20 protein-coding genes and 1 pseudogene are annotated in these 23,001 nt (G+C 73.0%); 14 read left to right on the plus strand and 7 right to left on the minus strand.

The window, feature by feature from the left end; all coding sequences use genetic code 11:
• Positions 1 to 237: 237 nt before the first annotated feature.
• The 3 genes from ACIBEA_RS34820 to ACIBEA_RS34830 all read left to right on the plus strand — a co-directional run bounded on the left by ACIBEA_RS34820 (position 238) and on the right by ACIBEA_RS34830 (position 5,083).
• Complete coding sequence (locus ACIBEA_RS34820) at positions 238 to 2,562, plus strand: molybdopterin cofactor-binding domain-containing protein (protein WP_399267189.1); 2,325 nt, start codon at positions 238 to 240, stop codon at positions 2,560 to 2,562.
• A 9-nt stretch (positions 2,563 to 2,571) separates the two neighbouring features.
• Positions 2,572 to 3,027 (plus strand): (2Fe-2S)-binding protein, encoded by a 456-nt coding sequence (locus ACIBEA_RS34825; RefSeq protein ID WP_399267190.1) that lies wholly within the window; start codon positions 2,572 to 2,574, stop codon positions 3,025 to 3,027.
• 103 nt (positions 3,028 to 3,130) lie between these two features.
• On the plus strand, positions 3,131 to 5,083 hold the full coding sequence (locus ACIBEA_RS34830) for an APC family permease (RefSeq protein WP_399267191.1): 1,953 nt from the start codon (positions 3,131 to 3,133) through the stop codon (positions 5,081 to 5,083).
• Here ACIBEA_RS34830 and ACIBEA_RS34835 read toward each other — a convergent pair.
• Positions 5,080 to 6,684 (minus strand): hypothetical protein, encoded by a 1,605-nt coding sequence (locus tag ACIBEA_RS34835; protein WP_399267192.1) that lies wholly within the window; start codon positions 6,682 to 6,684, stop codon positions 5,080 to 5,082. The two genes, ACIBEA_RS34830 and ACIBEA_RS34835, sit on opposite strands and share 4 nt — an antisense overlap.
• Before the next feature lie 131 nt (positions 6,685 to 6,815).
• Complete coding sequence (locus ACIBEA_RS34840) at positions 6,816 to 8,036, minus strand: PucR family transcriptional regulator (RefSeq protein ID WP_399267193.1); 1,221 nt, start codon at positions 8,034 to 8,036, stop codon at positions 6,816 to 6,818.
• 145 nt (positions 8,037 to 8,181) lie between these two features.
• Here ACIBEA_RS34840 and ACIBEA_RS34845 point away from each other — a divergent pair, with 145 nt between their 5' ends.
• The 8 genes and pseudogenes from ACIBEA_RS34845 (at position 8,182) to ACIBEA_RS34880 (ending at position 16,215) form a co-directional block, all read left to right on the plus strand.
• Positions 8,182 to 9,126: a DUF4304 domain-containing protein gene (locus ACIBEA_RS34845; RefSeq protein WP_399267194.1), complete on the plus strand. Its 945-nt coding sequence runs from the start codon at positions 8,182 to 8,184 to the stop codon at positions 9,124 to 9,126.
• A 146-nt stretch (positions 9,127 to 9,272) separates the two neighbouring features.
• Positions 9,273 to 9,506 (plus strand): annotated as a pseudogene (locus ACIBEA_RS34850) (helix-turn-helix domain-containing protein); the annotation flags it as partial.
• 209 nt (positions 9,507 to 9,715) lie between these two features.
• Positions 9,716 to 10,132 (plus strand): hypothetical protein, encoded by a 417-nt coding sequence (locus ACIBEA_RS34855; RefSeq protein WP_399267195.1) that lies wholly within the window; start codon positions 9,716 to 9,718, stop codon positions 10,130 to 10,132.
• A complete protein-coding gene (locus ACIBEA_RS34860; RefSeq protein ID WP_399267196.1) occupies positions 10,129 to 10,929 on the plus strand; it encodes a transcriptional regulator in 801 nt (266 codons plus the stop codon). The genes ACIBEA_RS34855 and ACIBEA_RS34860 overlap by 4 nt, the downstream gene beginning before the upstream one ends.
• Complete coding sequence (locus ACIBEA_RS34865) at positions 10,926 to 11,420, plus strand: roadblock/LC7 domain-containing protein (protein WP_399267197.1); 495 nt, start codon at positions 10,926 to 10,928, stop codon at positions 11,418 to 11,420. Before ACIBEA_RS34860 ends, ACIBEA_RS34865 begins: the two co-directional genes overlap by 4 nt.
• A gap of 86 nt (positions 11,421 to 11,506) precedes the next feature.
• Entirely contained in the window at positions 11,507 to 11,878 is a 372-nt protein-coding gene (locus ACIBEA_RS34870; protein WP_399267198.1) for a hypothetical protein, read from the plus strand.
• A 169-nt stretch (positions 11,879 to 12,047) separates the two neighbouring features.
• The gene (locus ACIBEA_RS34875; RefSeq protein ID WP_399267199.1) at positions 12,048 to 15,623 is read left to right on the plus strand and encodes a CDP-glycerol glycerophosphotransferase family protein; all 3,576 of its coding nucleotides are present in this window, start codon (positions 12,048 to 12,050) and stop codon (positions 15,621 to 15,623) included.
• A gap of 109 nt (positions 15,624 to 15,732) precedes the next feature.
• Positions 15,733 to 16,215 (plus strand): VOC family protein, encoded by a 483-nt coding sequence (locus ACIBEA_RS34880; protein WP_399267200.1) that lies wholly within the window; start codon positions 15,733 to 15,735, stop codon positions 16,213 to 16,215.
• 45 nt (positions 16,216 to 16,260) lie between these two features.
• Here the strand turns inward: ACIBEA_RS34880 and ACIBEA_RS34885 are convergent, their stop codons facing one another.
• Together ACIBEA_RS34885 and ACIBEA_RS34890 are read right to left on the minus strand one after the other, a co-directional pair.
• On the minus strand, positions 16,261 to 16,995 hold the full coding sequence (locus ACIBEA_RS34885; RefSeq protein ID WP_399267201.1) for an SIR2 family NAD-dependent protein deacylase: 735 nt from the start codon (positions 16,993 to 16,995) through the stop codon (positions 16,261 to 16,263).
• Between the two features lie 79 nt (positions 16,996 to 17,074).
• On the minus strand, positions 17,075 to 17,527 hold the full coding sequence (locus tag ACIBEA_RS34890; protein ID WP_399267202.1) for a VOC family protein: 453 nt from the start codon (positions 17,525 to 17,527) through the stop codon (positions 17,075 to 17,077).
• 163 nt (positions 17,528 to 17,690) lie between these two features.
• Here ACIBEA_RS34890 and ACIBEA_RS34895 point away from each other — a divergent pair, with 163 nt between their 5' ends.
• Both ACIBEA_RS34895 and ACIBEA_RS34900 read left to right on the plus strand, forming a co-directional pair.
• On the plus strand, positions 17,691 to 18,311 hold the full coding sequence (locus ACIBEA_RS34895; RefSeq protein WP_399267203.1) for a hypothetical protein: 621 nt from the start codon (positions 17,691 to 17,693) through the stop codon (positions 18,309 to 18,311).
• Between the two features lie 62 nt (positions 18,312 to 18,373).
• Positions 18,374 to 19,258, plus strand: coding sequence for a GNAT family N-acetyltransferase (locus ACIBEA_RS34900; protein ID WP_399267204.1), 885 nt, complete (start codon positions 18,374 to 18,376; stop codon positions 19,256 to 19,258).
• Between the two features lie 13 nt (positions 19,259 to 19,271).
• On the opposite strand, the gene ACIBEA_RS34905 is transcribed toward ACIBEA_RS34900, so the two are convergent.
• The 3 genes from ACIBEA_RS34905 to ACIBEA_RS34915 all read right to left on the minus strand — a co-directional run bounded on the left by ACIBEA_RS34905 (position 19,272) and on the right by ACIBEA_RS34915 (position 20,841).
• A complete protein-coding gene (locus ACIBEA_RS34905; RefSeq protein WP_385778904.1) occupies positions 19,272 to 19,694 on the minus strand; it encodes an SSI family serine proteinase inhibitor in 423 nt (140 codons plus the stop codon).
• A 315-nt stretch (positions 19,695 to 20,009) separates the two neighbouring features.
• Positions 20,010 to 20,456: a Crp/Fnr family transcriptional regulator gene (locus ACIBEA_RS34910; RefSeq protein WP_399267205.1), complete on the minus strand. Its 447-nt coding sequence runs from the start codon at positions 20,454 to 20,456 to the stop codon at positions 20,010 to 20,012.
• Positions 20,457 to 20,538: 82 nt separating this feature from the next.
• A complete protein-coding gene (locus ACIBEA_RS34915) occupies positions 20,539 to 20,841 on the minus strand; it encodes a hypothetical protein (RefSeq protein WP_399267206.1) in 303 nt (100 codons plus the stop codon).
• A 190-nt stretch (positions 20,842 to 21,031) separates the two neighbouring features.
• On the opposite strand from ACIBEA_RS34915, the gene ACIBEA_RS34920 reads away from it, so the two are divergent.
• Positions 21,032 to 22,993, plus strand: a complete 1,962-nt coding sequence (locus ACIBEA_RS34920) for a glycoside hydrolase family 5 protein (RefSeq protein ID WP_399267207.1) — start codon at positions 21,032 to 21,034, stop codon at positions 22,991 to 22,993.
• Positions 22,994 to 23,001 lie beyond the last annotated feature (8 nt).

Consider the following 23,001-nt stretch of genomic DNA (forward strand, 5'->3'; position numbering starts at 1 on the left):
GGCGCGCCGCGGCCGGAAAGCACCGCCGCTCGCGACGGGGTCGCTCGTACGCCCGAGGCGTACGAGCGCGGGGCCGCCGCCGGCCGCGGCGCGGCCCGCGTCCGGTCGCGGTTCGCGCGCCCCCCGAACGGGGGACGCCGCATCTCGGCCGCGACTTCCCAGCGCCCGCGGTGATCGCTACTCTACGTGCCGGTAATGAGCCAAGTGGGGTACGGCGAACAGGGCGGGCGGAGCCACATGACGGGCACGGCAGGGGCTACGGGGGCCACGGGGCCATCGGGGGCGACGGGTTCCACGGGCGGGCCGGGCGGCGCGGGTGACGCGCACGACGAGGGCGCGACGGGCAGGGCCGGGACAGGGCGCAGTCGACGGGCCTTCCTCACCTACCTGGTGGCCGCGCCCACCCTCGCGCTGGTGACCCGCGCCGGGGCCGACGCCCTCGCGCCCCAGGACGCGCACGCCGCCATCCCGACCCTGCCCGCCCTGGCGGACCTGGTCGACCTCGGAGACATCTTCATCCTGGCCGGGGCGCCGACCTCCGCCCTGCTGCTGCTCACCGTCGAGGCCGACGGCACGATCCGCTTCCGGCTGCCGCGCGAAGAAGTCGGCCAAGGACTCACCACGGCCGTCGCGATGCTGGTCGCCGAGGAGCTCGACGCCCCGCTGGCCAGCGTGCGCGTGGAACTGGACGACGCGCGACCGGAGTTGCTCTTCAATCAGCTCACCGGCAGCTCCAACGGCATCCGTTCCCTCTACGGGCCGGTCCGCCAGTGCGCCGCGACCGCCCGAGCCCGCCTGGTCGCGGCCGCCGCCCGGCGCTGGAACACCCCGGCCGCGGGCCTGACCACGGCGGACGGCGCCGTCCGCGCGCCCGACGGCCGCACCCTCGGCTACGGCGCCCTCGCCGCGGCCGCCGCCGACCCGGGCCTGGTCGTCCTCGGCGCCGCCCCGAAGCCCGCGGCGAAGCAGACCCTGATCGGCAGGCCCACCAGCCGGATCGACGCCCGCGCCATGGTGACGGGGAAGCAGCGGTACACCCTCGATCTCGACGTCCCCGGGGCCAAGCCGTGCGTCCTGCGCCGCCCGCCCAGCTTCGGCGCTGCGGTCCGCACCGTCACCAACCTGGCCTCCGTCAAGGCGATGCCGGGCGTCCTCGACGTGGTCACCGTCGCCACCGGGGTCGCCGTCGTCGCCGAGACCTTCGGTCAGGCCCTCGACGCGAAGGCCGCGCTCCAGGTCACCTGGGGCCCCGGGCCCGCCGACAAGCTCTCCGACGAGCAGGTCCGGGCGAAGCTGCGGACGGCCAACCCGGTCCCGCTGCTGCCGCCCCTGCTCACCCCCTACGTGGACGGCGAGTTCGACTTCGCCTTCGTCAGCCACGCCCCGATGGAGACCAACTCGGCGGTGGCCGACGTGCGCGAGGACCGCGCCGAGATCTGGTCCGGGCTGAAGTCCCCGATCGTCGCCCGCCAGACCATCGCCGCCGAGCTCGGCCTGCCGCTCGACAAGGTCACCGTGCACGTGGTCCAGGCCGGCGGGTCCTTCGGGCGCCGGCTCTTCTTCGATGCGGCCCTGGAGGCGGCCCGGGTGTCCAAGGCCTGCCGCCGCCCGGTCCGGCTCATGTGGACCCGGGTGGACGACACCCGGCACGGGCGGATGCGCCCGGCCACCCACCACCGGATCCGCGCCACCTACGCGCTCGGCGAGGTGCTCAGCTTCGAACACCGGGTCGCGGCCGTCGAGACCGACTTCCGGCACGGCCTGGGCGAGATCATCACTGCCACCGCCGCCAGCCTGCCGCTGGGCATCGGCAACGCGACCCTGGCCCAGACGCTCTTCCTGACCACCGTGAAGTCCCCCTACCACTTCGGCCTCACCACCCAGTTGCTCACCGAAGTGCCCACCGGCATCCCGACCGGGTCCTGGCGCTCGGTCTACTCGGCGAACACCCGCGGCGCCGAGGAGATCATGGTGGACGAGCTGGCGGCGCGGATCGGCAAGGACCCGTACGCCTTCCGGCGCGCCTTCCTCAAGACGGCCGAACAGCGCGCGGTCCTCGACAAGGCGGCCACCGAGGGGGAGTGGGGGCGGACCCTGCCCGCGGGCCGCGCCCAGGGCATCGCCTTCCACGAGGAGTACAAGTCCCGCACCGCGTGCCTGGTCGAGATCGACGTCCGCGATCCGGAGCACGTGCGCGTCACCAAGGCGGTCATCGCCGTCGACGTCGGCCGGCCGGTCAACCCGCGCGGGCTGGAGGCCCAGATGATCGGTGGGCTCACCGACGCGATCTCCACCACCCTGCGGGCCGGCCTGCACCTGGACAAGGGGCTCCCCCTGGAGGGCAGCTACAGCCAGTTCCACTGGGCGCTCCAGCGGGACACCCCGCCCGACGTGCGGGTCTTCGTCCTGCCCGCCACCGGCGAGCAGCCGGGCGGGGCGGGCGAGCTGGGCGTACCGGCGGCCGTCGGGGCCATCGCGAACGCCTACGCGCGCGCCACCGGCACCAAGCCCCGCAGCTTCCCCCTCGACTTCGACGTCGACTTCACCCCTTACCCCCGCTAGGAGTACGCCGTGCCCTCGCACACCTTCACCGTCAACGGGCAGAGCGTCACCGTGGACGCACCCGACGACCTGCCCCTCCTGTGGGTCCTGCGCGACCTGCTCGGCATCCGCGGTCCCAAGTACGGCTGCGGGGTCGACGTCTGCAAGGCCTGCACCAGCCACCTGGACGGCGCGGACATCCGCCCCTGCGTGGTGCCCGTCAAGGCCTGCGCCGGTCGCGAGGTCACCACGATCGAGGGGCTCGCCGACGGCGACACCCTGCACCCGGTCCAGGAGGCCTGGCTCGAACAGGACGTCTCGCAGTGCGGCTTCTGCCAGCCGGGCCAGATCATGGCCGCCGTCGCACTGTTGAAGCGGACCGCCACGCCCACGGACGCGGACATCGACGCGATCGCCAACATCTGCCGCTGCGGGACGTACGTCCGCATCCGCGAGGCCATCAAGTCGGCGGCCGCCCGGATGTGAGCCACCGGGGCCGGTTCGGGGGTCGGGCGCGGCTGTGCGCCCGGGTCCCCCGGCTGCGCCATAAAACGGGCAGAAGACTCCGATCGTGGCTGATCATGCTCAAATGAGGCGTATCAACGCGAAACGGGTGCTGGTCGGCGAACCGCTGGACACCGCCCGGCTGGGCGAGACCCTGCTGCCCAAACGACTCGCCCTGCCGATCTTCTGCAGCGACCCGCTCTCCTCGGTGGCCTACGCCACCGAGGAGATCCTGCTGATCCTCGCCCTCGGCGGCGTGGCCCTGCTGCACCTCGCCTGGTACGCGGCCGCCGCCATCGTCTTCCTGATGGTCGTCGTCGTCGCCTCGTACCGGCAGACCTGCCACGCCTACCCGGGCGGCGGCGGCGCCTACATCGTCAGCTCCGAGAACCTCGGCCCGACCGCCGCGCTGACCGCCGCCAGCGCCCTGCTCGTCGACTACGTCCTCACCGTGGCCGTCTCCGTGGTCTCCGGCGTCGCCGCGATCACCTCGGCCATCCCCTCGCTGCACGACCACATGGTCCTGCTCTCGGTCTGCTTCGTGGTGCTGCTGACCTTGATGAACCTGCGCGGCGTGCGCGAGTCGGGCCGGGTCTTCGCCGTCCCCACCTACGGCTTCGTCCTCGTCATCTACGTCATGTTCGCGGTCGCCGCGGTCCGGCTGGGCACCGGCACCACCATCCGCGCGGAATCCGCCGACCTGCCGATCAGCGGATCCGGCACGTACGCGGGCCTCGCCGTGGTCCTGCTCGCCCTGCGCGCCTTCGCCTCCGGCTGCACCGCCCTCACCGGCGTCGAGGCGATCAGCAACGGGGTCCCCGCCTTCCAGAAGCCCAAGGCCCGCAACGCCGCCACCACCCTGGCCGCCATGGGCGTCCTCTCGGTGACCATGTTCGTCGGGATCACCGTGCTCGCCATGTCCTACAAGGTGCACGTCGCGGCCGACCCCACCGAGCTGGGCCTGCCCGCCGGAACCCCCACCTCCACCGCCCTCGCCCAGATCGGCCGCGCCACCTTCGGCAGCTGGGACTTCCTCTTCTACCTGCTCCAAGCCGTCACCGCGGGCGTCCTGATCCTCGCCGCGAACACCGCCTTCAACGGCTTCCCGATGCTCGCCTCGATCCTCGCGAAGGACCGCTACGCGCCGCGCCAGCTCTACAACCGCGGCGACCGGCTCGTCTACTCCAACGGCGTCGTGCTCCTCGCACTGGCCGCCATCGCCCTCATCGTCGCCTTCGACGCCGAGCTGACGCGCCTCATCCAGCTCTACATCATCGGCGTCTTCGTCTCCTTCACCCTCTCCCAGGCCGGCATGGTCCGACACTGGCGCAAGGAACTCGCCTCCGCCGACACCCGCCGCGAGGAGCGCGTCCACATCCACCGCCGGCTCGCCATCAACGCGGTCGGCGCCACGATGACCGCCGTGGTCCTGGTCATCGTCCTGATCACCAAGTTCACGCACGGCGCCTGGCTCGTCGTCATCGCCATGCCGTTGCTCTTCATCGGGATGAAGGGGGTCCGGCGGCACTACGACCAGGTCGCCCGGCAGGTGGCCGTCGCCCCCGGCGTCAAACCGCGCAGGCCCGCCCGCCACCACGTGGTCGTCCTGGTCGCCTCCGTGCACGCCCCCACCCTCAAGGCCATCGGCTTCGCGATGGGCCTGCGCCCCGACACGCTCACCGCCGTCAGCGTCGCCGCCGACGAGGAGGACGCCGACCGGCTCCGCACGGCCTGGGCCGAGCACGACCCGGGGATCCCGCTCAAGATCCTCCATTCGCCGTACCGGGAGGTTGTCGGCCCGGTGCTCGCGTACGTCCAGGAACAGGCCGCCCAGGAGGGCACCGACATGCTGTCCGTGGTGATCCCCGAGTACGTGGTGGGCCACTGGTGGGAACAGCCCCTGCACAACCAGAACGCGCTGCGCCTCAAGGCGCGGCTGCTGTTCACCCCGGGGGTCGCCGTGATCGACGTGCCGTACCTGCTGGAGTCCGCGCGGCAGGACGAACCGGCACCCGGGGCGCCGTCGGACACCCCCTAGCCGACGGAGGTGTCCACGACGACCGTGCCCCGGGCGGTCAGGTGCCGGTCGGGCGAGAAGTTCGGCGAGAAACCGAAGGGGAAGCCGTCGTTCTTGTCCGGGCTGTCGCACGGCACGTCGTAGGTCCACTCGACCACGTACCGCCCCGAGTCCGCCGGCAGGGCGAAGGACAGCTCGCCCGCGTAGCCGCCCGTCGCGCACCGGCCGTGGGTGCGCCGGACGGTGTGGGCCGGGGCGTCCGAGGCGTAACGGGCGCGGTACCCGACCTCGGTGCGCACCTCGGCGGTGGCGACGTAGCGGTGGTCGCGCCAGTCCCAGAAGAGGACGTCCCAACCGAAGCTGTCCGCGCACACCGCGACCTTCACCGTCCACTCCCCGGCGTCCCGGTCCGCCAGGTCCATCGTGACCCGGCAGCGTGCGTTGACCTTCTCCCGACCGCGGTAGGAGCGCTGGGTGCGGCACGAGCCGTCGGCCGGATCCATCGCGGTGCGCCGGGTGACGACGTCGGCGAAGGTGCCGGATCCGTCGTAGGCCTCGCCGCCCCCGAAGGCCTCGAAGTCCTCGTACGTCCCGTACTCCCCGTAGCCCGGGTACCCGCCGTACACCGGCCACGGCTCCGACAGCCCCTGCGCCGGCGGCACGTTCTCGTCGGCCGACGGCAGTCGCCCGCCGTCGTCCGGGAGCACCCGGATCCCGGCGATGTCCTGCTCCTCGGAGAGCGCGAGCGTGGCGAAGTTGTCGCCGTCCTCGGCCGGGCGGGGCACCCCGCCCCGACTGAACTCGTGGTCCGAGGGGCACCGGCGGAGCACGAAGAACCCCTCGCTCTCGTGCTTCTCCCAGAACAGGTTGGCGTAGCGGGTGTGGCGGCGGTCCGGCGCCGCGGCCGTCAGCTCCGTGGGCTGCGTCTCGACCAGGTCGCCGTACTCCGCGCGGACCACCGGCCGCCGCCCCTTGAGCAGGTCCCGGCGCCGGGAGTCGTGGGTGAGCGCGCTGTAGTCGCGATCGCCCCCCGCGACCAGCAGGCAGTGCTCGCGGGCCAGCCGGTAGAAGGGGTGCGCGCGCAGCTCGTCCAGGGCCGGTCCGTCCAGGCCCTGCGCGCCGTAGTGCTTGGCCTGCATCGCGACGTCGCTGAGCAGCATGTCCAGCTCGTACTGGATCTGACGGGCGCGGGCCTGCTCGCGCTCCGCCGCGTAGAACTCGTGGGCCGCCTTCAGCTCGGCGGTACGGGCGGTGGCGCCGGTGAGGTCCGCCGCGAGTTCGTCGACCCGGCTCACGTCCGTGTCGTGATTGGCCAGGGTGACGAAGAAGTCGGTGGTCTCCCCGTAGGGCTGCCGGGACGGCGCACCGAAGTGGGTCCAGTGCAGCAGCGTGAGGCGGCCGTTGTAGAGGTCCTTGAACACCACGTACCGGTGGTCGTCCTCGCGCGGACTGGTCGGACCGAAGTGCCGCGCCCGGATCTCCTTCTCGAACGTGATCCGCCGGTCGTCCGGGGTGATCCGCAGCTGGAACATCCGGCGGCCGTCGCCGCCCGGGCGCTCCAGCTCGCGCAGCAGCTCGGCGGTCGGTTCGTCGAAGGTGGGGGGAAGGAAGCCCTGGGGCATGGTGTCTCCCGGTGTGGGGGTCGGTGCGGTGCGTCACCGAGCCTGACCGAAACCCCGCCGCCCGCGGGACCCGGGCGGAGCCGCCTGACCGGATCGCGTCCCCCGCCCACCGGCCGGGACCGCGCTGCTGATCACCCGGCCGGCCCGGACCGGCGCGGCGCGGACTGCGGCGACTTTGGCGCGGATGCGCCCTGCCCGTCGGCCGCCCGCTGGACCACCGCGGCGTGCGCCAGCGCGAGCTCCACGACGTGGGCCGGGTCGGTCAGCGACCGGCCGGTCAGCTGCTCCAGCCGACGCAGCCGGTTGGAGACCGTGTTGCGGTGGCAGTACAGGCGCTGCGCCGCGTACGTGGTCGAGCCCTGGCAGGCCAGCCAGGTGCCCAGCGTGGTCAGCAGCACCCGGCCGTCCTCCGGGGCCAGCGCCAGCACCGGGCCCAGCACCACGTGGCGCAGCCGTCCCGCGAGCTCGCTCTGACCCGCGACCAGCGCCGCCGGGAGCCGCTCGTCGAGCAGGGCCGTGCGCGGGCTGCCCGGGCCGGTCGTGGTGCGCAGCGCCAGGACGGCCAGGCGCCGGGCCCGGGCGAAGTCGGCGGGCGCCACCACCACCGGGCTCACACCGGCCCGGACGCCCAGGGGTACCAATAACTCGCGCACCGCCTCCAACGGGTGGTGGCCCAGCTCCACCACCGCGCTCTCCCCGTCCGCCCGGATCCGCCACAGGAAGCGCGGCCCGGCCGCGGAAGCGGGCGGACGGGCCACCGGGTCGGCGCCGGCGCCCAGCACGAGCACCGCGAACCGCCCCTGCCCCGGCAGCCCGAGCTGGGCGGCCGCGGTGGCGGCCGCCTCGGGTGCCCCGCCGTCGAGCAGGGCGTCGAGCAGCGCCGCCCGCCGCTCCCGGTCGCGGCCGCCGCTCGCGCCCTCGGCCCGCCGGTAGGCCTCGGCGGTGGCGTCCGTCTGCTGGTCCAGTACGTCCCACAGCACGCTCGCCCCGGGCAGCAGCCGCGGCAGTGCGGCGCGGTCGTGCGCGGTCACCGCCTCGGTCAGCGTCTGCCACAGCAGCCGCCCCGCCTGCCGGTGGGTCCGCAGCAACGAGGAGAGCGGCAACCCCTGTTCGGCCCGCAGCGTCCCGACGGAACGCGCCTCCGTGAGGTCCACCGGCAGTCCGCGGGAACTACGGACCACCGCCTCGACGGTCTGGCGCAGCTGCCGGTGCGCACGTTCGCGCAGCTCGGCCCGGCCGAGCGGAGCGGCGTACGCGGGGTCCTCGGCCAGGGTCCGCTCGGCCAGCCGGTCCGCCGCCACGGCGATCCGCCGGGCCAGGTCCTCGCGTATCTCCTCGATGATCCGCTCCATCGAGGCAGCGTGACACGGGAACCGCTCCGGTGGGGAGGGCCTGGACCCCGCTCGTCGTCACGGCGCGGGGAGCTCGCCCTCCGCGGTTCCGAGGGCGCGCGGTACCGCTTTGCTCCCGGAGGGTCCGGCTTGGGACACTGCGGGAGTGAATGCGACCGACTTGTTCCATCAGATGCTCCGCGAGCGCATAGCCCCGGCACTGCGCGAAGCGGGCTTCACGGGCACCGGCCGGGAGTACCGGCTCGCGGTCGCCGCCCCCGACCACGCCCTGATCGGCTTCCAGCGCAGCGCGGGCTCCACCGCGGACCGCTGCCGTTTCACCGTCAACCTGCGCGCCGTCGGATACCAGGAGCACGAGGACCTGCGACGGCGGCGGCCCGCGCTCGGCACCCGGCTGTCGGCCAACCACGTCGGCCCCGTCGGCTGGCACGCCCGCATCGGCGGGCTGCTCGGCCACCCGCACGACCACTGGTGGACGATCACCGACGAGCAGAGCGCGTCGGCGGTCGCCGAGGACGTGGTGGACCTGGTGCAGCGGCACGCCGTACCCGCCCTCTGGGGCCGGCTGACCGGTCACGCGCCGGTGCCCGGGCCCGCCGTCGACCCGCTACCCGAGTGCCTCGACAGCGGCTGCGCGAACCACCCGGACGCGGCGGGCGAGGAGGCGGGCGCGTACGCCTTCGACGCCGCCGACCTCATCGGCACCGTCGTCTACGAGGTGGGGGAGCGCCAGGCCTGGCCCTACCTCGTCTTCCACGACGAGGAGGCGCAGGCGGAGGGCCGCATCACCATCGACGCCTCGTGGCGGCTGGCGCAGCCGGACTTCGGCTGGGTCCGGGTGGGCCACGACCCGGCGGGTGAGGAGCGGATCGTGCGTTCCCCGGGTGCCACCCTCCCCGCGCACAAGATGGCCGTGCTCGGCGAGCTCGGCCTGTGCCGGGTCTCGGACGCCGAGGTCCGGCCCGACGGATCGCTGCACATCTGCTTCGAGCAGGGCACCCCGCGCGACGCGTGCATCACGGTCTCCGGCACCCCGCACGCCATGACGGTCACCACGCCCTGGCGGTTCGACGGCTGGACCCGGGCCTGACGAGGACGCTGACGAGGACGCTGACGAGGACGCGATCCGGCCTTCGTCGATCTCGTGCCCGGCTTGACGCGAGTCAGCTGGTGTTGCGGGCGGCGAAGGACTTTGATGGGTTTGCCAGGCCGCCTACCGGAGCAGGGGGACTACTCATGGGCACCGAGCAGACTCAGCGGGACAGCGCACCCCACAGCACACCCACCCTCATCGGTTCCGTCCAACGGGCGCTGCGCCTGGTGGAAGCCATGTACGCGGAGGGTGGTGCGACGGCCAAACGGCTGGCGCGGATCACCGGTATCCCCCTCCCGACCGTCTACCACTTGCTGCGCACGCTCACCTACGAGGGGTACGTCCGGCGCGAGGGCGGGGCCTTCCGGTTGGCCGACGGCCGGCCGCTCCCGCTGGCCTCTTGACCGCAAATGATCAGGGGATGACCGGTCTTGGACGGCATCCGGCCACCGGTCCGTAAGCATCAAGCGCATGTTCCAAGGGAAAATGCCAGAACACCCTTCCGCAGTGTGGAACTTCAGTAAGTTCCTCTCTGTCGCGCCGCACGACCGTGCACCACGCACGACCGGCCGGGAGGGGAACCCGCGTGCCCGGGATCGACGAATGCCTGCTCGAAGCCATGACGCTGCCCGGTGCGCGCGGAGCCGCGCTGGTGGACTGGAGCAGTGGACTGGCCCTCGGCACCGCGGGGGAATCACCGGTGGGGGACCACGAGACCACCGCCGCGGAGACCGCGGAGCTGGCCCGGGCCGCCGCCGAATACGAGTCCTTCGCGCCCGGCCCGCCGGACGGCGACGGCCGCACGGCCCCCGGTGACGAGGAGGGCCCGCCCATCGAGGACCTGATCGTCACCACGCGCTCCGGCTACCACGTGCTGCGCTTCGTCGAGACGAGCTTCGACAGCAGCGTCTTCCTTCACCTGTGGCTGGACCGGTCCCAGGGCAACCTCGCCCTCGCCCGGCTCAGACTCAGGGACCTGGCGGCGGGGCTGGTGCTCAGATGACCACCGCGCCCTTCACCGCCGACACCGTGTCCGGCCCCACCGCCGTCTCCCCGCTGCTCACCCGGCTCGCCGCCGAGCGGGCCACCGGAGCGCTCCTGCGCGACCGCGGCACCCTCTTCCTGGAGGACGGACGGATCGTGCACGCCGAGAGTCCGGCCACGCCGGGCCTCGACGTCCTGCTCACCAAGGGCGGCGGACTCGCCCCCGAACGCTGGCGGGAGGCCGTGGACCGGGCCGGAGCCCGCCGCCAGGTCGCCCGGTTCCTCGTCGACAGCGGCGGGCTCGCCGGGGGCGAACTGGAGATCTGCCACCTCGCCGCGATCTTCGACGCCGCCTTCTTCGCGCTCTCCCCGGGCAGCGGACCCTCGCGCTTCCGGCGCGGGGCCACCCACTGGATCGGCTCGGTGCGCTCCGTACCGGCCGCCGCCGTGGAGCGCGAGACCCGGCGCCGGCGCGAACTGCTGGACGCGGTGTGGCCGTACCCCTTGCTCGACACCTCGCCGGTGGTGCCCCGGGCGGCCGCGCCCGGCCAGACCGTCACCAGCCGCCAGCGCATCCTGCTGCGGCAGGCGGACGGGGTGCGCACCCCCGCCGCACTGGCCTGGGTGCTGGGACGCCCGGCCTTCCACACCCTGCTCGACGTACGGCGGCTCGCCGCCGCCGGACTGGTCGAGACCCCCCACGCACAGGTGCCCGGGCCAGTAGCGGAGCCGCTGCCGGAGTGGATGACCCAGGCCCAGACCCCGGACGTGGCCCTGCTCCGCCGGTTACGCGACGCACTGGAGGCAAGCCTGTGAGGCTCCCGTTGCGACCGCGCGCCGACCGGCGGCAGGCCGAGCGGGGGCGTCAAACCGAAAGGAGACTGTCGATGGTGCCCGCCGAGGCCGAAGCCGAGATCCTCGCAGAGCTGCGGCGGCTGCGGGCCCGGGTCCCCCAGCTCACCGGAGCCCTCGCCGCCAGTGCCGACGGGCTCGTGCTCGCCCGGGACACGGCCGCCACCGAGGCGGAAGCCGTGGCGGCGCTGACCGCCGCCGCCCTCGGAGTGGCCCAGCGGCTCAGCGACAGCACCGGACAGGGCGACTTCCGGGAACTGCTCGTCCGGGGCGAGCACGGGTACGTCGCCACCTACGCCGCGGGGGACGCGGCGGTCCTGACCCTGATCGCGGAGCCGCGCGCCAATGTCGGCCGCCTGCACCTGGAGGCCCGCCGCTCCAGCCTGCGGATCGCCGAGCTCATAGACGGCGTCCTCGGCCGCCGTGGCCCGCAGACCCCCGAAGGCCCCCGCTGACCCCGAGCACCACGCACCGCACCACCCGCCACCACCGCACCACCCATCGCCCCATCACCAGTAGGAACACCGGAAAGGAATCCCCCATGGCCAACGTGGAGACCGCCCTCAAGGAGACCACCACCATCGACGGTGCCATCGGCGCCGCCCTGGTCGACTACGGCAGCGGCATGGCCCTCGGCACCGTCGGCGGCAGCAAGGACTTCGACCTCTCGGTCGCCGCCGCGGGCAACACCGACGTGGTGCGCGCGAAGGTGCGCACCATGGAGCTGCTCGGCATCAAGGACGAGATCGAGGACATCCTCATCACCCTCGGCTCGCAGTACCACCTCATCCGGCTGCTGCGCGGCCGCAATGCCCAGGGCCTCTTCCTCTACCTGGCGCTGGACAAGGAACGGGCCAACCTCGCGATGGCCCGGCACCATCTCAAGCGGATCGAGGCCGAACTCGAGGTCTGACGGTACGTACGCTCACGGTGGGGTGGCGAGCGGTCGAATTATTTGCCGTTCGCCCCCGTCACCTGCACAGTTTTGTCCGGATTGGGTGGAGTTTATAATCCCGTTACAGAGTAAGATGCTGTAATTAGCTGATCATTGACTGACAGACCCGCTGGAGAATTCGTCACCCATGCCCCCGCGCCTGAGCATCGTCGTCCCTGTCTACAACGTCGAGCTCTACCTCGATGAGTGCCTGGAGTCTCTCGCCGCGCAGACGTTCGGCGACTTCGAAGTCATCATGGTCGACGACGGCTCGACGGACACCAGTGCCGTCATAGCCAAGGCCTTCGCCGCACGGGACGGTCGCTTCCGACTGGTCATGCAGGAGAACGCCGGACTCGGCGCCGCCCGCAACGCCGGCGCCCGGCACCTGTCGGAGGGCAGCGAGTACCTCGCCTTCGTCGACAGTGACGACACCCTGCCGGCGAACGCCTACCAGCTGATGGTGGACACCCTCGACGAGACCGGCTCGGACTTCGTCGGCGGCAACGTCCTGCGGTTCCGCTCGGTCGGCATGAACCAGTCGTGGGGGCACAAGGCGCCCTTCGCCAAGACCCGGCTGAAGACGCACATCTCCAAGTTCGCCCCGCTCGTCACCGACCGGACCGCCTGGAACAAGGTCTACCGGCGCACCTTCTGGGACGAGCACGGGTTCCAGTACCCGGAGGGCATCCTCTACGAGGACGCCCCCGTCAGCATCCCCGCGCACTACTTCGCCGCCAGCGTCGACGTGCTCAGCGACGTCGTCTACCACTGGCGTGTCCGCGAGACCGGCGAGCGCTCCATCACCCAGCGCTCCACCGACCCGGTCTCGCTCGTCGACCGCGTCACCTCCGTCCGCCTGGTCCGCGACGCACTCCAGGCCAAGACCGGCGCCAAGTACGCCCGTTACCTGCGCGACTTCGACCACAACGTGCTGAGCGAAGAACTCCCGCTCATCTACAAGTACGTGCCCGAGGGCGGCCAGGACTTCCGCGACGCCTTCGTCCGCGACGTCGGCGCCCTGGTCCGCGAGATCGGCAGCGAGCCCTGGAGCGACCTCACCGTCGCCGACCGGCTCAAGGCCTACCTCGCCGGTGAAGGCCGCGTCGAGGACTTCATCGCGCTCCTCAAGCACCAGGGCGACTTCTCCTACAGCGTCCCGGTCAAGGGCCTCGCCCGGCCGCAGGCCGACTACCCCTTCCTCCAGGGCCGCCCGCCCGTCCCGGCCAAGGTGCTCACCCTCGGCCCGCGCGAACGCCGCGTCGTCAGCAAGCTCGAACACGCGGCGTGGAGCGGCGGCAAGCTGCTGCTGCGCGGCTACGCCCTGCCCGGCCACCTCGGTGCCGAGAGCCGCCTGGGCTCCCGCAAGATGCTGATCTTCCGGGAGAAGGGCAAGCGCCGCCGTACGGTCGTCAACACCCGCACCGTCGCCGCGCCCATGGCCACCGTGAACGCGGCGCACCTCGCGCTGCGGCACGCCGACTGGGCCGGCTTCACCGCCGTCGTCGACCCCTCCGTCTTCCAGCAGGGCGGCAAGTGGCGCGACGGCACGTGGACCACTTCGATCGCCGTCACCGGCGCCGGCGGTCTGCACCGCGCCCGGCTCAAGGGCGGCGACCACGACAGCGGTCTGACCCCGCCCGCCCACTGGGTGGCGCCCGACGTCCGGATCGTCCCCACCGTCGCCGGTGCGCTCACCGTCACGGTCGAGGTCGTCCGCGCCCGGGTCCTGGACGTCCGCCCCGACGCCGACGGCACCGGCTTCGTGGTCAGCGGCGAGCTCGCCGCCGACTTCGCCGCCGGAGCCGCCCTGCGCGCCCAGCACCAGAACAGCGGCACCGTCGTGACGCTCCCGCTGGAGACCACCCCGGGCGCCCACGGCGGCCGCAGTGCCTTCACCGTGCGCGTGCCCGTCGCCGACCTGGCCGCCGTACCCGACGCGGTGCCCGCCCCCGGCGAATGGCTCCCCGAGCCGTGGAACCTGTCCGTGACCGGGGCCGACGGCACGGCCGTCGACCTCGCGCACGACGAGCGCGGCGGGTTCACCGGCCTCGTGGTCCCCGTCCCCGGGGACGACACCGGCCGCTCCGTCTTCGTCAAGCGCACCGCCGTCGGGCACCTCTGCTTCGCCCTCCAGCCGTCGCCGCCGCTGGTGGAGACCGTCGCGGCCGAGGACGGCCGCCTGACCCTGAACGGCACCTACCTGCCGCCCGCCGACAGCGCCGACGAGCCGCACGAGCTGGTCCTGCACAACTGGCACGGCGAGGAGTACAGCTACCCCGTCACCCTCGGCGACGGCCGCTTCGACGCCTCCTTCGTCCCGGTGCTGCCCGAGCACTTCGCGGGGCGGACCACGCTGCCGCACGGCCGCTGGTGGCCGACGCTGCGCCCGGTCAGCCGCGGCGGCGTCACCGCGAGCCTGCTCGGTGTCGACCGGGGCGCCCCGGTCCAGATGATCGCCCCCGCCCTCGGCAGCGGCCCCGCCGGCCTGACCGTCGACGGCCGGCGGATGCGCGTGGAAGCGCGCTTCTTCGACCGCATGGCGCTGGTCGTCGACCAGCTGTTGACCCCGCACGACCGCTCCCGGTACGCGCAGCGCATCGCCCGCGACGTGACCTACCCGCAGCAGCGCCAGGCCCCGGTCAAGGACATCGTGGTCTACGACACCTTCCAGGGGAACGGCGCGGGCGACTCGCCGCGCGCCATCCACGAGGAGCTGGTGCGCCGCGGCGAGAAGCTGGAGCACGTCTGGCTGGTCCGCGACGGCCACACGGAGGTCCCGCCGACCGCGCGTGCCGTGCAGTACCGCAGCCTGGAAGCGTGGGACGTACTGGCCCGCGCCCGCTACTACGTCGCCAACGACAGCGTGCCCGCGCCGTTCTTCCGCCGCGAGGGCCAGGTCGTCGTACAGACCTGGCACGGCACGCCGCTCAAGCAGATCGGCCACGACTTCATCCACGACTACTACTCGAGCCCCGAGGTGCTCGAAGCGCTGGAGCACGACAGCGCCCAGTGGTCGCTGCTGGTCTCCCCGAGCAGCTTCGCCACGCCCGTCCTCAAGCGCGCCCTCGGTTTCAAGGGCGAGGTCATGGAGGTCGGCAGCCCGCGCGCCGACGCCCTGGTGCGCCCCGACGCCGACCGGATCGCCGAGGTCCGCCGCCGTCTCGGGCTGCCCGAGGGCAAGAAGGTCGTCCTCTACATGCCGACCTGGCGCGAGAACAACGAGGGCTGGTCCAACGGCTACAAGCTCGACCTGCGCATCGACCTGGACGAGGCCCGGCGCGAGCTGGGCGAGGACCACGTACTGCTGGTCCGCGGCCACTACCGGGTGACCGAGCAGGTCCGCGACGCGGTCCGCGACGGCTTCGTGAAGGACGTGTCCCGCTGGGCCGACGCCACGGACCTGCTGTTGGTGGCCGACGTGCTCGTCTCGGACTATTCGTCCGCGATGTGCGACTTCGCGCTCACCGACCGGCCGATCCTGCTGTTCACCTACGACCTGGCGCACTACCGCGACACGCTGCGCGGCCTCACCATCGACCTGGAGGCCAAGGGCCCGGGCCCGCTGCTGCACGATGCGACGAGCCTGCTCGCCGCGGTGCGCGACGCCGACGCGATCGGCGCCGAGTACGCGGAGCGGCGCGCCGCCTTCCGCGCGGAGTTCTGCGACCTCGACGACGGCCGGGCCGCCGAGCGGGTCGTCGACCGCATGCTGGAGATGTAGCCCGTACGGGTGCTTCGCGGACCGGTCCCGGGCCCACCGATGAGAATCGGGTCCGGGACCGGTCTGTATGGGTGGGACGAGAACCCGCCCACACCCGCTGGAGGCATTCATGATCAGCAACGGTTTCACCACGTGCCTGTGGTTCGACGGCAATGCGGAAGCGGCCGCCGACTTCTACCTCTCCGTCTTCAAGGACGGCAAGCGCGGTCGGATCGGCCACTACACCGACGCGGGTCCGGGCGAGGTGGGGTCCGTGATGGTCGTCGAGTTCGAGATCAACGGACAGAAGTTCGTCGGCCTCAACGGCGGCCCCCGGTTCACCTTCACCGAGGCCGTCTCCTTCCAGATCCACTGCGCCGACCAGGCCGAGGTGGACCACTACTGGGAGGCGCTGACCGCGGACGGCGGCGAGCCGTCCGTCTGCGGCTGGCTCAAGGACCGCTTCGGCCTGTCCTGGCAGGTCGTCCCGGCCGAGGTGATCGACCTGATCAGCGACCCCGATCCGGCGAAGGCCGCACGGGCCAGCGCCGCCGTGTACACGATGAAGAAGATCGACCTGGCGGCGGTGAAGAAGGCCCACGCGGGCAGCTGAGCCCGCGGGGCCGGGGACCCGCTGGACCCCCTGGACCTGGACCCCCTAGACCTGGACGTCCTGGAGCCGGTCGAGGAGCGCGGGCAGGGCGCTCCCGATCGGTTCCCGGATCACCTCGTCGGCGAGCGGGTCGTACGGGGTCTCCTCCGCGTTCACGATGATCAGCCGGGCGCCGTGCTCGGCCGCGATCCCGGCCAGCGAGGCGGCGGGCTGCACCTGGAGGGTGCTGCCGACGGCGATGAAGACCTGGCAGCCCTTGGCCACCGCCACGGCCTGCGCCAACACCTCGGGATCGAGTCGCTCGCCGAACATCACGGTCCCGGCCTTGAGGATCCCGCCGCAGGTCAGGCAGGCGGGGTCGGGCTCGCCCGCCGCGACCCGGTCCAGGGTCTCGGACATCGGGGAGCGGACATGACACCGGGTGCAGACGACGGCCCGGGCGGTTCCGTGCAGCTCGAAGACCTTGCGGTCGGGCATGCCGGCGAGCTGGTGCAGCCCGTCGACGTTCTGGGTGACGACCCGGACCGGGGTCCCGGCGCGCTCCAGCGCGGCCACGGCCAGGTGCGCCGCGTTGGGCAGGGCCCCGAGCGCGGCGATCTCGGCGCGCATCAGCCAGGACCGTCGCCGGATCTCCGGATCCTCCATGTAGTACTCGTAGGTCACCAACTTCTCGGCGCCGGGCTCCCGGCGCCACAGGCCCTGCGGCCCCCGGTAGTCCGGAATCCCGGAATCGGTGGACATTCCGGCCCCGCTGAACACGACGACGAGTGGCTTCCCCATGCCCGCGACCCTACGCAGCCCCCGCCCCCCGGGGCGAAGCATTAAGCGGCGCGCCGACCGGCCGGTGGCGCCGGCGGCATCACTGCACGCAGAACTCGTTGCCCTCGGGGTCCGCCATCACCACGTGCGACATGCCGTGCTCCTCCACCGTCCGCAGCACCGTGGCCCCCAGCGAGGTCAGCCGCTCGCTCTCCGCCACCCGCCGCTCCGGACCGAAGTGCAGGTCGATGTGCAGCCGGTTCTTGCCCTGCTTGGGCTCCGGCACGGCATTGAAGAGCAGGCGGCGCCCCAGCCCGACCCCGGTCGCCGGGTCGACCGGGTCCTCCGGGTGGCGCACGGCCGCGGCGCCGCGCCACATCTTCCGGCCGTCCACCACCATCCAGTCGGCGTCCGTGACCGCGCCGAAGCCGATCAGCCGCTCGATCAGCTCGGAATGCTCCTCCTGCGCGTACCCCAGCGCCGCCGACCAGAACCGCGCGAGGCGCAGCGGATCGGCACAGTCGACGACGAGTTTCCACTGCACGGCGGTCATGGCATCCTCCGGGACGTAACGGACCTTGCTTGCGATCCCGTTATAGCCGGGCCCACTGACATCCGCTGAGTACGGGTACTCAGGTCCGCGCGGCGCGCGTTGGCGATACTGATCGCTCAGCCCCGCCCGCGGGGAACCGCCCGTCAGGGACCCTGGAGCCGTTGTGACACCCCGCCGCATTCCCGCTGTCGTCCTCTCGGCCTGCGCCCTGCTCGCGCTGGCCGGCTGCGGCACCACGTCGACCACGGGGGACGGCGCCGACCCGGTACCGGCCGTGTCCCCGAGCGTGGACTACGCGGCCCGCGCGCGGGCGGCCGCCGCCCGGCACGACCAGCTCCACCCCGAGATCGCCGCGCGGTGCGCGGACCGAGCCACCAGCCTGCCGCAGCCGCGGGGCAGCGACGGTACGGGCGGCTCCGGGACGGACCCGGAGGCGAACAAGTACGCCGAGAACCACGCGTTCAAGAGGGAACTGCCCGACACCCCCAAGGAGCAGTGTCTCGGCCGGGCCCACGCGGAGCGCATCCGGGCGGCCCTGACCGGGGAGGGCAGGACGGTCCCGCACACCGAGGCGGAGCTGCGGACCGCGCTGGAGGGGCTCGGCTACGCCGTGGACCCGGGCGTCGTCAAGAGCGGTCCGGGGCAGACCGGCACCCTCTGGTTCGAGCTGCGCATCCACGAGGGCGGACCCTGCGTCGGTGGTCAACTGCACGACCCGGTGCGGATCGAGACCCACGGCTCGTACATGGAGGGCGGCTGCTGGGAGCCCCGGGGCGGTCACTGACGGGCCGTCGGCCGGACAGGCTCCGTACCGGGACGGACCGCACCTCTGGTACAACACCGCACATGAGCGCATTCGAGATCGCCGGCGCGAGCACCGCCGACATGGAGCTGTTCCGGGCCTGGTCCGACGACGAAGGATGGAATCCCGGTGACACCGACCGGCTGGCCTTCGCCGTGGCCGACCCGCGCGGCTTCCTGGTGGGGCGGCTCGACGGCGAGCCCGTGGCCTGCGTCTCGGCGGTCCGCTACGGCGCCGGGTTCGGCTTCGTCGGCTTCTACATCGCCCGCCCCGCCGTGCGCGGGCAGGGGTACGGGATCCAGCTCTGGCGCGCCGCCATGGCCCGGCTCGACGGGCGCCTCGTCGGCCTGGACGGGGTCGTCGCCCAGCAGGACAACTACCGCAAGTCCGGCTTCCGTTCGGCCTGGAACAACGTTCGCCACGAGGGCGTTCCCGTCGCGCCGCAGGAGAGCGGCGACTTCGGGAGCGCCGGCGCCGGCATCGAGGTGATCGATGCCCGCTCCCTGCCCTTCGCCGAACTGGCCGCCTACGACCGGAGGTTCTTCCCCGAGCCGCGCGATTCCTTTCTCGCGGCCTGGACCGGGCTGCCCGGCCGCACGGCCCTGGCGGTCGTCCGTGACGGGCGGGTGGAGGGCCTGGGGGTGATCCGGCCGTGCAGTGCGGCCTCGCGGATCGGTCCGCTCTACGCCGCCACCCCGGCCGTCGCCGCCGCCCTGATCCAGCGGCTGGCGGCGACGGTGCCCGGGGCCCCGGACGGGGGAGCGGGACCGGTGGCGGTGGACGTGCCCGACGCCAATCCCGCCGCCCTCGCCCTCGTGTCCGGACTCGGCCTGGTCCCCACCTTCGAGGCCGCCCGGATGTACACGGGCCCCGCGCCGGAGGTCGACCTCCCCGGTCTCTACGGGGTGACCAGCCTCGAACTGGGCTGACCCGGGGGAAACGTCAGAACGCGAACAGGGACCCGCTGCCGCCCCTCATCGCGCAGCGGTTGGCGAAGGTGTGCTGGTAGGTGTAGTGCTTGCCCTGCCACACGCCGTCGGCCGTGACCGTCACCGGGTCCCACTCCCTGGTGCACGGCCCGGCGGAGCCGCCGCGGGTGATCGTGTCGGCCTGGCCGGCGGCCGCGAGTAACTCCGTACACGCGCCGGCCGGGTCCGGGTGGGTGCCGCTCGGGCGGGGTGCGCAGACGAGTGTCACGGCGCGCAGGACCGTTCCGTTGCGGGCGTCGTCGCCCGCCGTGATCCCGAGCACCAGCGCGGACGGCGCGTAGAGGCTCTCGGTGCCGGAGGGCGCGGCGTCGGCCGCCCCCGACCCGGCCAGTGCGGTGAGCGCGGTGAGCGCCATGGCCGCGGAAGCGAGACCCATACCCCTTGCGATGGACCGCATTTCGAACACTCCCTTGGGTGGTTGTTTCGGATAACGGACACGAGTGTTGCCCACCCAGGGCGCGGCCGCTCACCCGCACCCCCATTTCACGTCACCGAAAGCGACCGTTCGATCGCTGGTTGTGGCGGTCCGGACTCCTGTGACCTGTAGGAAAACCTGTATAGAACCTGTATACGAAACGGCCGAAGATCGGTCCGTCGACATCGGGCCAGCGAAGGCCCGCGGGAGGCCGGTATCCGGTCGGTGCGGGCCCCGGCGGCGCCGACGTGGAGCCTCCGGGGAGGTGCGTATGCCCTAGTGGGGGGCGTACAGGTCGAGCAGGCGGGTGCGGGTCTGGTGCAGGCGGTGGGCCAGTACCCGGCCCACCCAGTGGCCCACGGCGGAACCGAAGGCCGGGTCGGCGTCCATCAGCATCCGGACGGTCGTTCCGTCGAACTCGTACGCGCGCACCGGGGTCATCGCCTCGGCGCCCAGCTGCCAGACGTACGGCGGGAACAGCCACGACCAGCCCACCAGCTCACCGGGGCCGAGGCTCTCCACCGGGGTGGGCCGGCGGCCGGGGACCGGGATCTCCAGGGTGACGGTGCCGGAGCGCACGATCCAGAAGGTTTCGGCGCGGTTTCCTTCGTCGAAGATCCGCGCGTTTTCGGGGAAGTTCACCTCGTGGGCGTGGCTCATCAGCCGCCCGCGGTGTTCGGTGGACAGGGCGGCTGCGATCCGGATGGGGGAAGGGTTGCTCACGACGGCCTCCGATCGGGACCCCCCGCTCCACCCAGTGTCGCCGACCGGCGGCCCGATGGCCGTTCCTCGTCGCGATCCGCCGTCATTCGTCGCCGTTGGCCTCCAGGCAGGCCAGCTCCATCGCGTCGAGCACCGCCTCGTAGCTGCGCTGGCTCAGCTCCGCGACGTTCTCTATCTGGGCGGTCGCCCACGCGGAGAGGGTCATCACGAGGACCCGCAGCCCGTCCGTGCCGTGCTCGGCCAGGATCGCGTCCGCCAGGACCATCGCGTCCTCCGGCACCCGCTCCGGCGGCTCCAGTCCGGCCAGCTCCCGCAGCAGCGTGATGGTGCGGCGCGAGATCTCCGGGGTGATCCTCGCCAGCCGCATGTCTTCGTCCCTGTCCATCCGCCCCCGCCTTCCGTCGACCGAGCCGATCCCCCTGCAGGCACGGTAGAGGGGCCGGGGCCACGGCGTGGCGCTTTCGCCAGGGTGCGCGCCCGCCGGGGCCGCCATCTCCCTTCCACTGGCGCCGACCGGCCGGTAACTTGACCGCGTTCATTCATGTCTGACAGGCGACCGGACCGGTAGGTGCGAGATGCAGAGCCCACTGAGCGCGGCCCGCCACGCCCTCCTGCGGTGCGTGCCACTGCTGTGCGCGCTGCTGGTCACGGCCCTCGCCGTACCGGCCGGACCGGCACGGGCCGCCGGGACCCAGGAGGCGCGGGCCGCCGCGACGGACGTCGGCCGGGCGGCCGCGGCGACCTGGACACCGCCGCTGTCGACCCGCGGCCGCTACATCGTGGACGCGAAGGGCGAGCGCCTGCGGCTGCGCTCCGGGAACTGGGACGGCGCCCAGGGCTCCTGGAACGGCTCCGGGGACGCGGCCGACCCCGCCACCCACCACGCGGGCCAGGACTCCCACGGGATTCCGCTCGGCCTCGACCGGACCCCGATCACGGCTCTGCTCGCCGATTTCCACGCGCTGGGGCTCAACAGCATCCGGCTGCCCTTCTCCGGCGAGATGCTGCGCACCACCGCCCCGGTCCCGGACGCAGCGGTCGCGGCCAATCCGACGCTGCGCGGGAAGACGCCGTTCCAGGTGTACGACGCGGTCGTCGCCGCGCTGACCGCCGACGGATTCGCGGTCATCCTCAACAACCACACCAACACCACCCGCTGGTGCTGTGGCCTGGACGGCAACGAACGCTGGAACAGTGGGCGTTCCACCGCCCAGTGGGCCGACGACTGGGTGTTCCTCGCCCGTCACTACCGCGGCAACCCGCGGGTGGTCGGCGCCGACCTCTACAACGAGGTGCGCCGCGACGCCCTCGACGACCCCAACTGGGGCCTGGGGGACGGCCACGACTGGTACGCGGCGGCGGAGGAGGCCGCCGACCGGATCCTCACCGAGGCCAACCCCGACCTGCTCGTCGTCATCGAGGGCATCAACTGGACCGGCATCCCGCTGGACGGTCTGCCGCACGGCCGCCCCACCCTGACGCCCGTGCGCACCCTCTCCCACACGCTCGTGGCCTCGGACAAGCTGGTCTACTCCGCCCACTTCTACGGCTACACCGGGCCCCACCACAGCGGCGCGACCGGGCTCGGCGAGACCCATGACCCGCGCTACCAGGACATGAGCGCCGCCGAACTCGAACAGTCCCTGTACGAGCAGGCCTTCTACGTCTCCGCGGAGAGCGGCAACCACTTCACCGCCCCGGTGTGGATCAGCGAGTTCGGCATCGGCGCCGGCGAGGGCGGGGGCGCGCCGCGGACCTGGTTCACCCGCCTCACCTCGTACCTGGCCACTTCCGACGCCGACTTCGCGTACTGGCCGCTGGTCGGCTGGAGCACCACGGCGCAGGGCGCGCCGGGCGGGGACGACTGGGCCCTGCTCCGCTACGACGCCGCGGGCCGCCGCACCGGGGTCCTGGACCCGGGGGACTGGCGCACGGCCCCCTGGGCCGCCCTCGCCGCTTCCGCCGGGCGCAGCGGGCCGGTCGCCCCCGTCACCCGCTGGTCGATGCTGACCACCGACCACCGCGACCAGGTCGCCTCGCTGCTGACCCGGGCCACCGGCGACTGGGACGGCGGGGCCCGCAAGGCGGTCTGCCCCGACGGCTCCGGGCTGGTCGGTCTGAGCCACACCGGGGGTCGGGGCCTCTGCGTCGGCTCGGGCCTGCGGGCCGCGACGGGCGCCCAGAGCGTGGTGCGCGACGAGCGGTACGTGCCGGCCGGTGGCGACTGGGCGGGCGGTTACACGAAGCTCCAGTGCCCGGTGGGCCAGTTCCTGATCGGGTACAGCGTGCGCGGCGAGCGGCTCTCCGCGGCCCTGTGCGCGCCGGGACGAGCCGCTCTCGCCGGAGCGGGCCGCACCGTCTGGTTCGACCGGGGCGACAACCGGCCGCCGGGCGCGGCGGGCGGGGAGTTCGCCTACGGCGCCTACAAGGGCCAGTGCCTGCCCACGGAGTACGCGGCGGGCATCGCCTTCACCACCCGGGTCGGGTCCCGTCCGTCCGCCGCCGCGCTCCTGTGCCGCGCGGCGCCGGTCGGCTGACGGGGCCG

Source organism: Streptomyces sp. NPDC051555 (assembly GCF_044454405.1).
Classification (GTDB): Bacteria; Actinomycetota; Actinomycetes; order Streptomycetales; family Streptomycetaceae; genus Streptomyces.

Coding starts and splice junctions, on each gene's coding strand:
- ACIBEA_RS34885 (WP_399267201.1), bottom strand. CDS start 16,995: ATGGGGAAGCCACTCGTCGTCGTGTTCAGCGGGGCCGGAATGTCCACC.
- ACIBEA_RS34880 (WP_399267200.1), top strand. CDS start 15,733: ATGATCAGCAACGGTTTCACCACGTGCCTGTGGTTCGACGGCAATGCG.
- ACIBEA_RS34860 (WP_399267196.1), top strand. CDS start 10,129: ATGACCACCGCGCCCTTCACCGCCGACACCGTGTCCGGCCCCACCGCC.
- ACIBEA_RS34905 (WP_385778904.1), bottom strand. CDS start 19,694: ATGGGTCTCGCTTCCGCGGCCATGGCGCTCACCGCGCTCACCGCACTG.
- ACIBEA_RS34830 (WP_399267191.1), top strand. CDS start 3,131: ATGAGGCGTATCAACGCGAAACGGGTGCTGGTCGGCGAACCGCTGGAC.
- ACIBEA_RS34920 (WP_399267207.1), top strand. CDS start 21,032: ATGCAGAGCCCACTGAGCGCGGCCCGCCACGCCCTCCTGCGGTGCGTG.
- ACIBEA_RS34840 (WP_399267193.1), bottom strand. CDS start 8,036: ATGGAGCGGATCATCGAGGAGATACGCGAGGACCTGGCCCGGCGGATC.
- ACIBEA_RS34875 (WP_399267199.1), top strand. CDS start 12,048: ATGCCCCCGCGCCTGAGCATCGTCGTCCCTGTCTACAACGTCGAGCTC.
- ACIBEA_RS34835 (WP_399267192.1), bottom strand. CDS start 6,684: ATGCCCCAGGGCTTCCTTCCCCCCACCTTCGACGAACCGACCGCCGAG.
- ACIBEA_RS34820 (WP_399267189.1), top strand. CDS start 238: ATGACGGGCACGGCAGGGGCTACGGGGGCCACGGGGCCATCGGGGGCG.
- ACIBEA_RS34870 (WP_399267198.1), top strand. CDS start 11,507: ATGGCCAACGTGGAGACCGCCCTCAAGGAGACCACCACCATCGACGGT.
- ACIBEA_RS34915 (WP_399267206.1), bottom strand. CDS start 20,841: ATGGACAGGGACGAAGACATGCGGCTGGCGAGGATCACCCCGGAGATC.
- ACIBEA_RS34890 (WP_399267202.1), bottom strand. CDS start 17,527: ATGACCGCCGTGCAGTGGAAACTCGTCGTCGACTGTGCCGATCCGCTG.
- ACIBEA_RS34900 (WP_399267204.1), top strand. CDS start 18,374: ATGAGCGCATTCGAGATCGCCGGCGCGAGCACCGCCGACATGGAGCTG.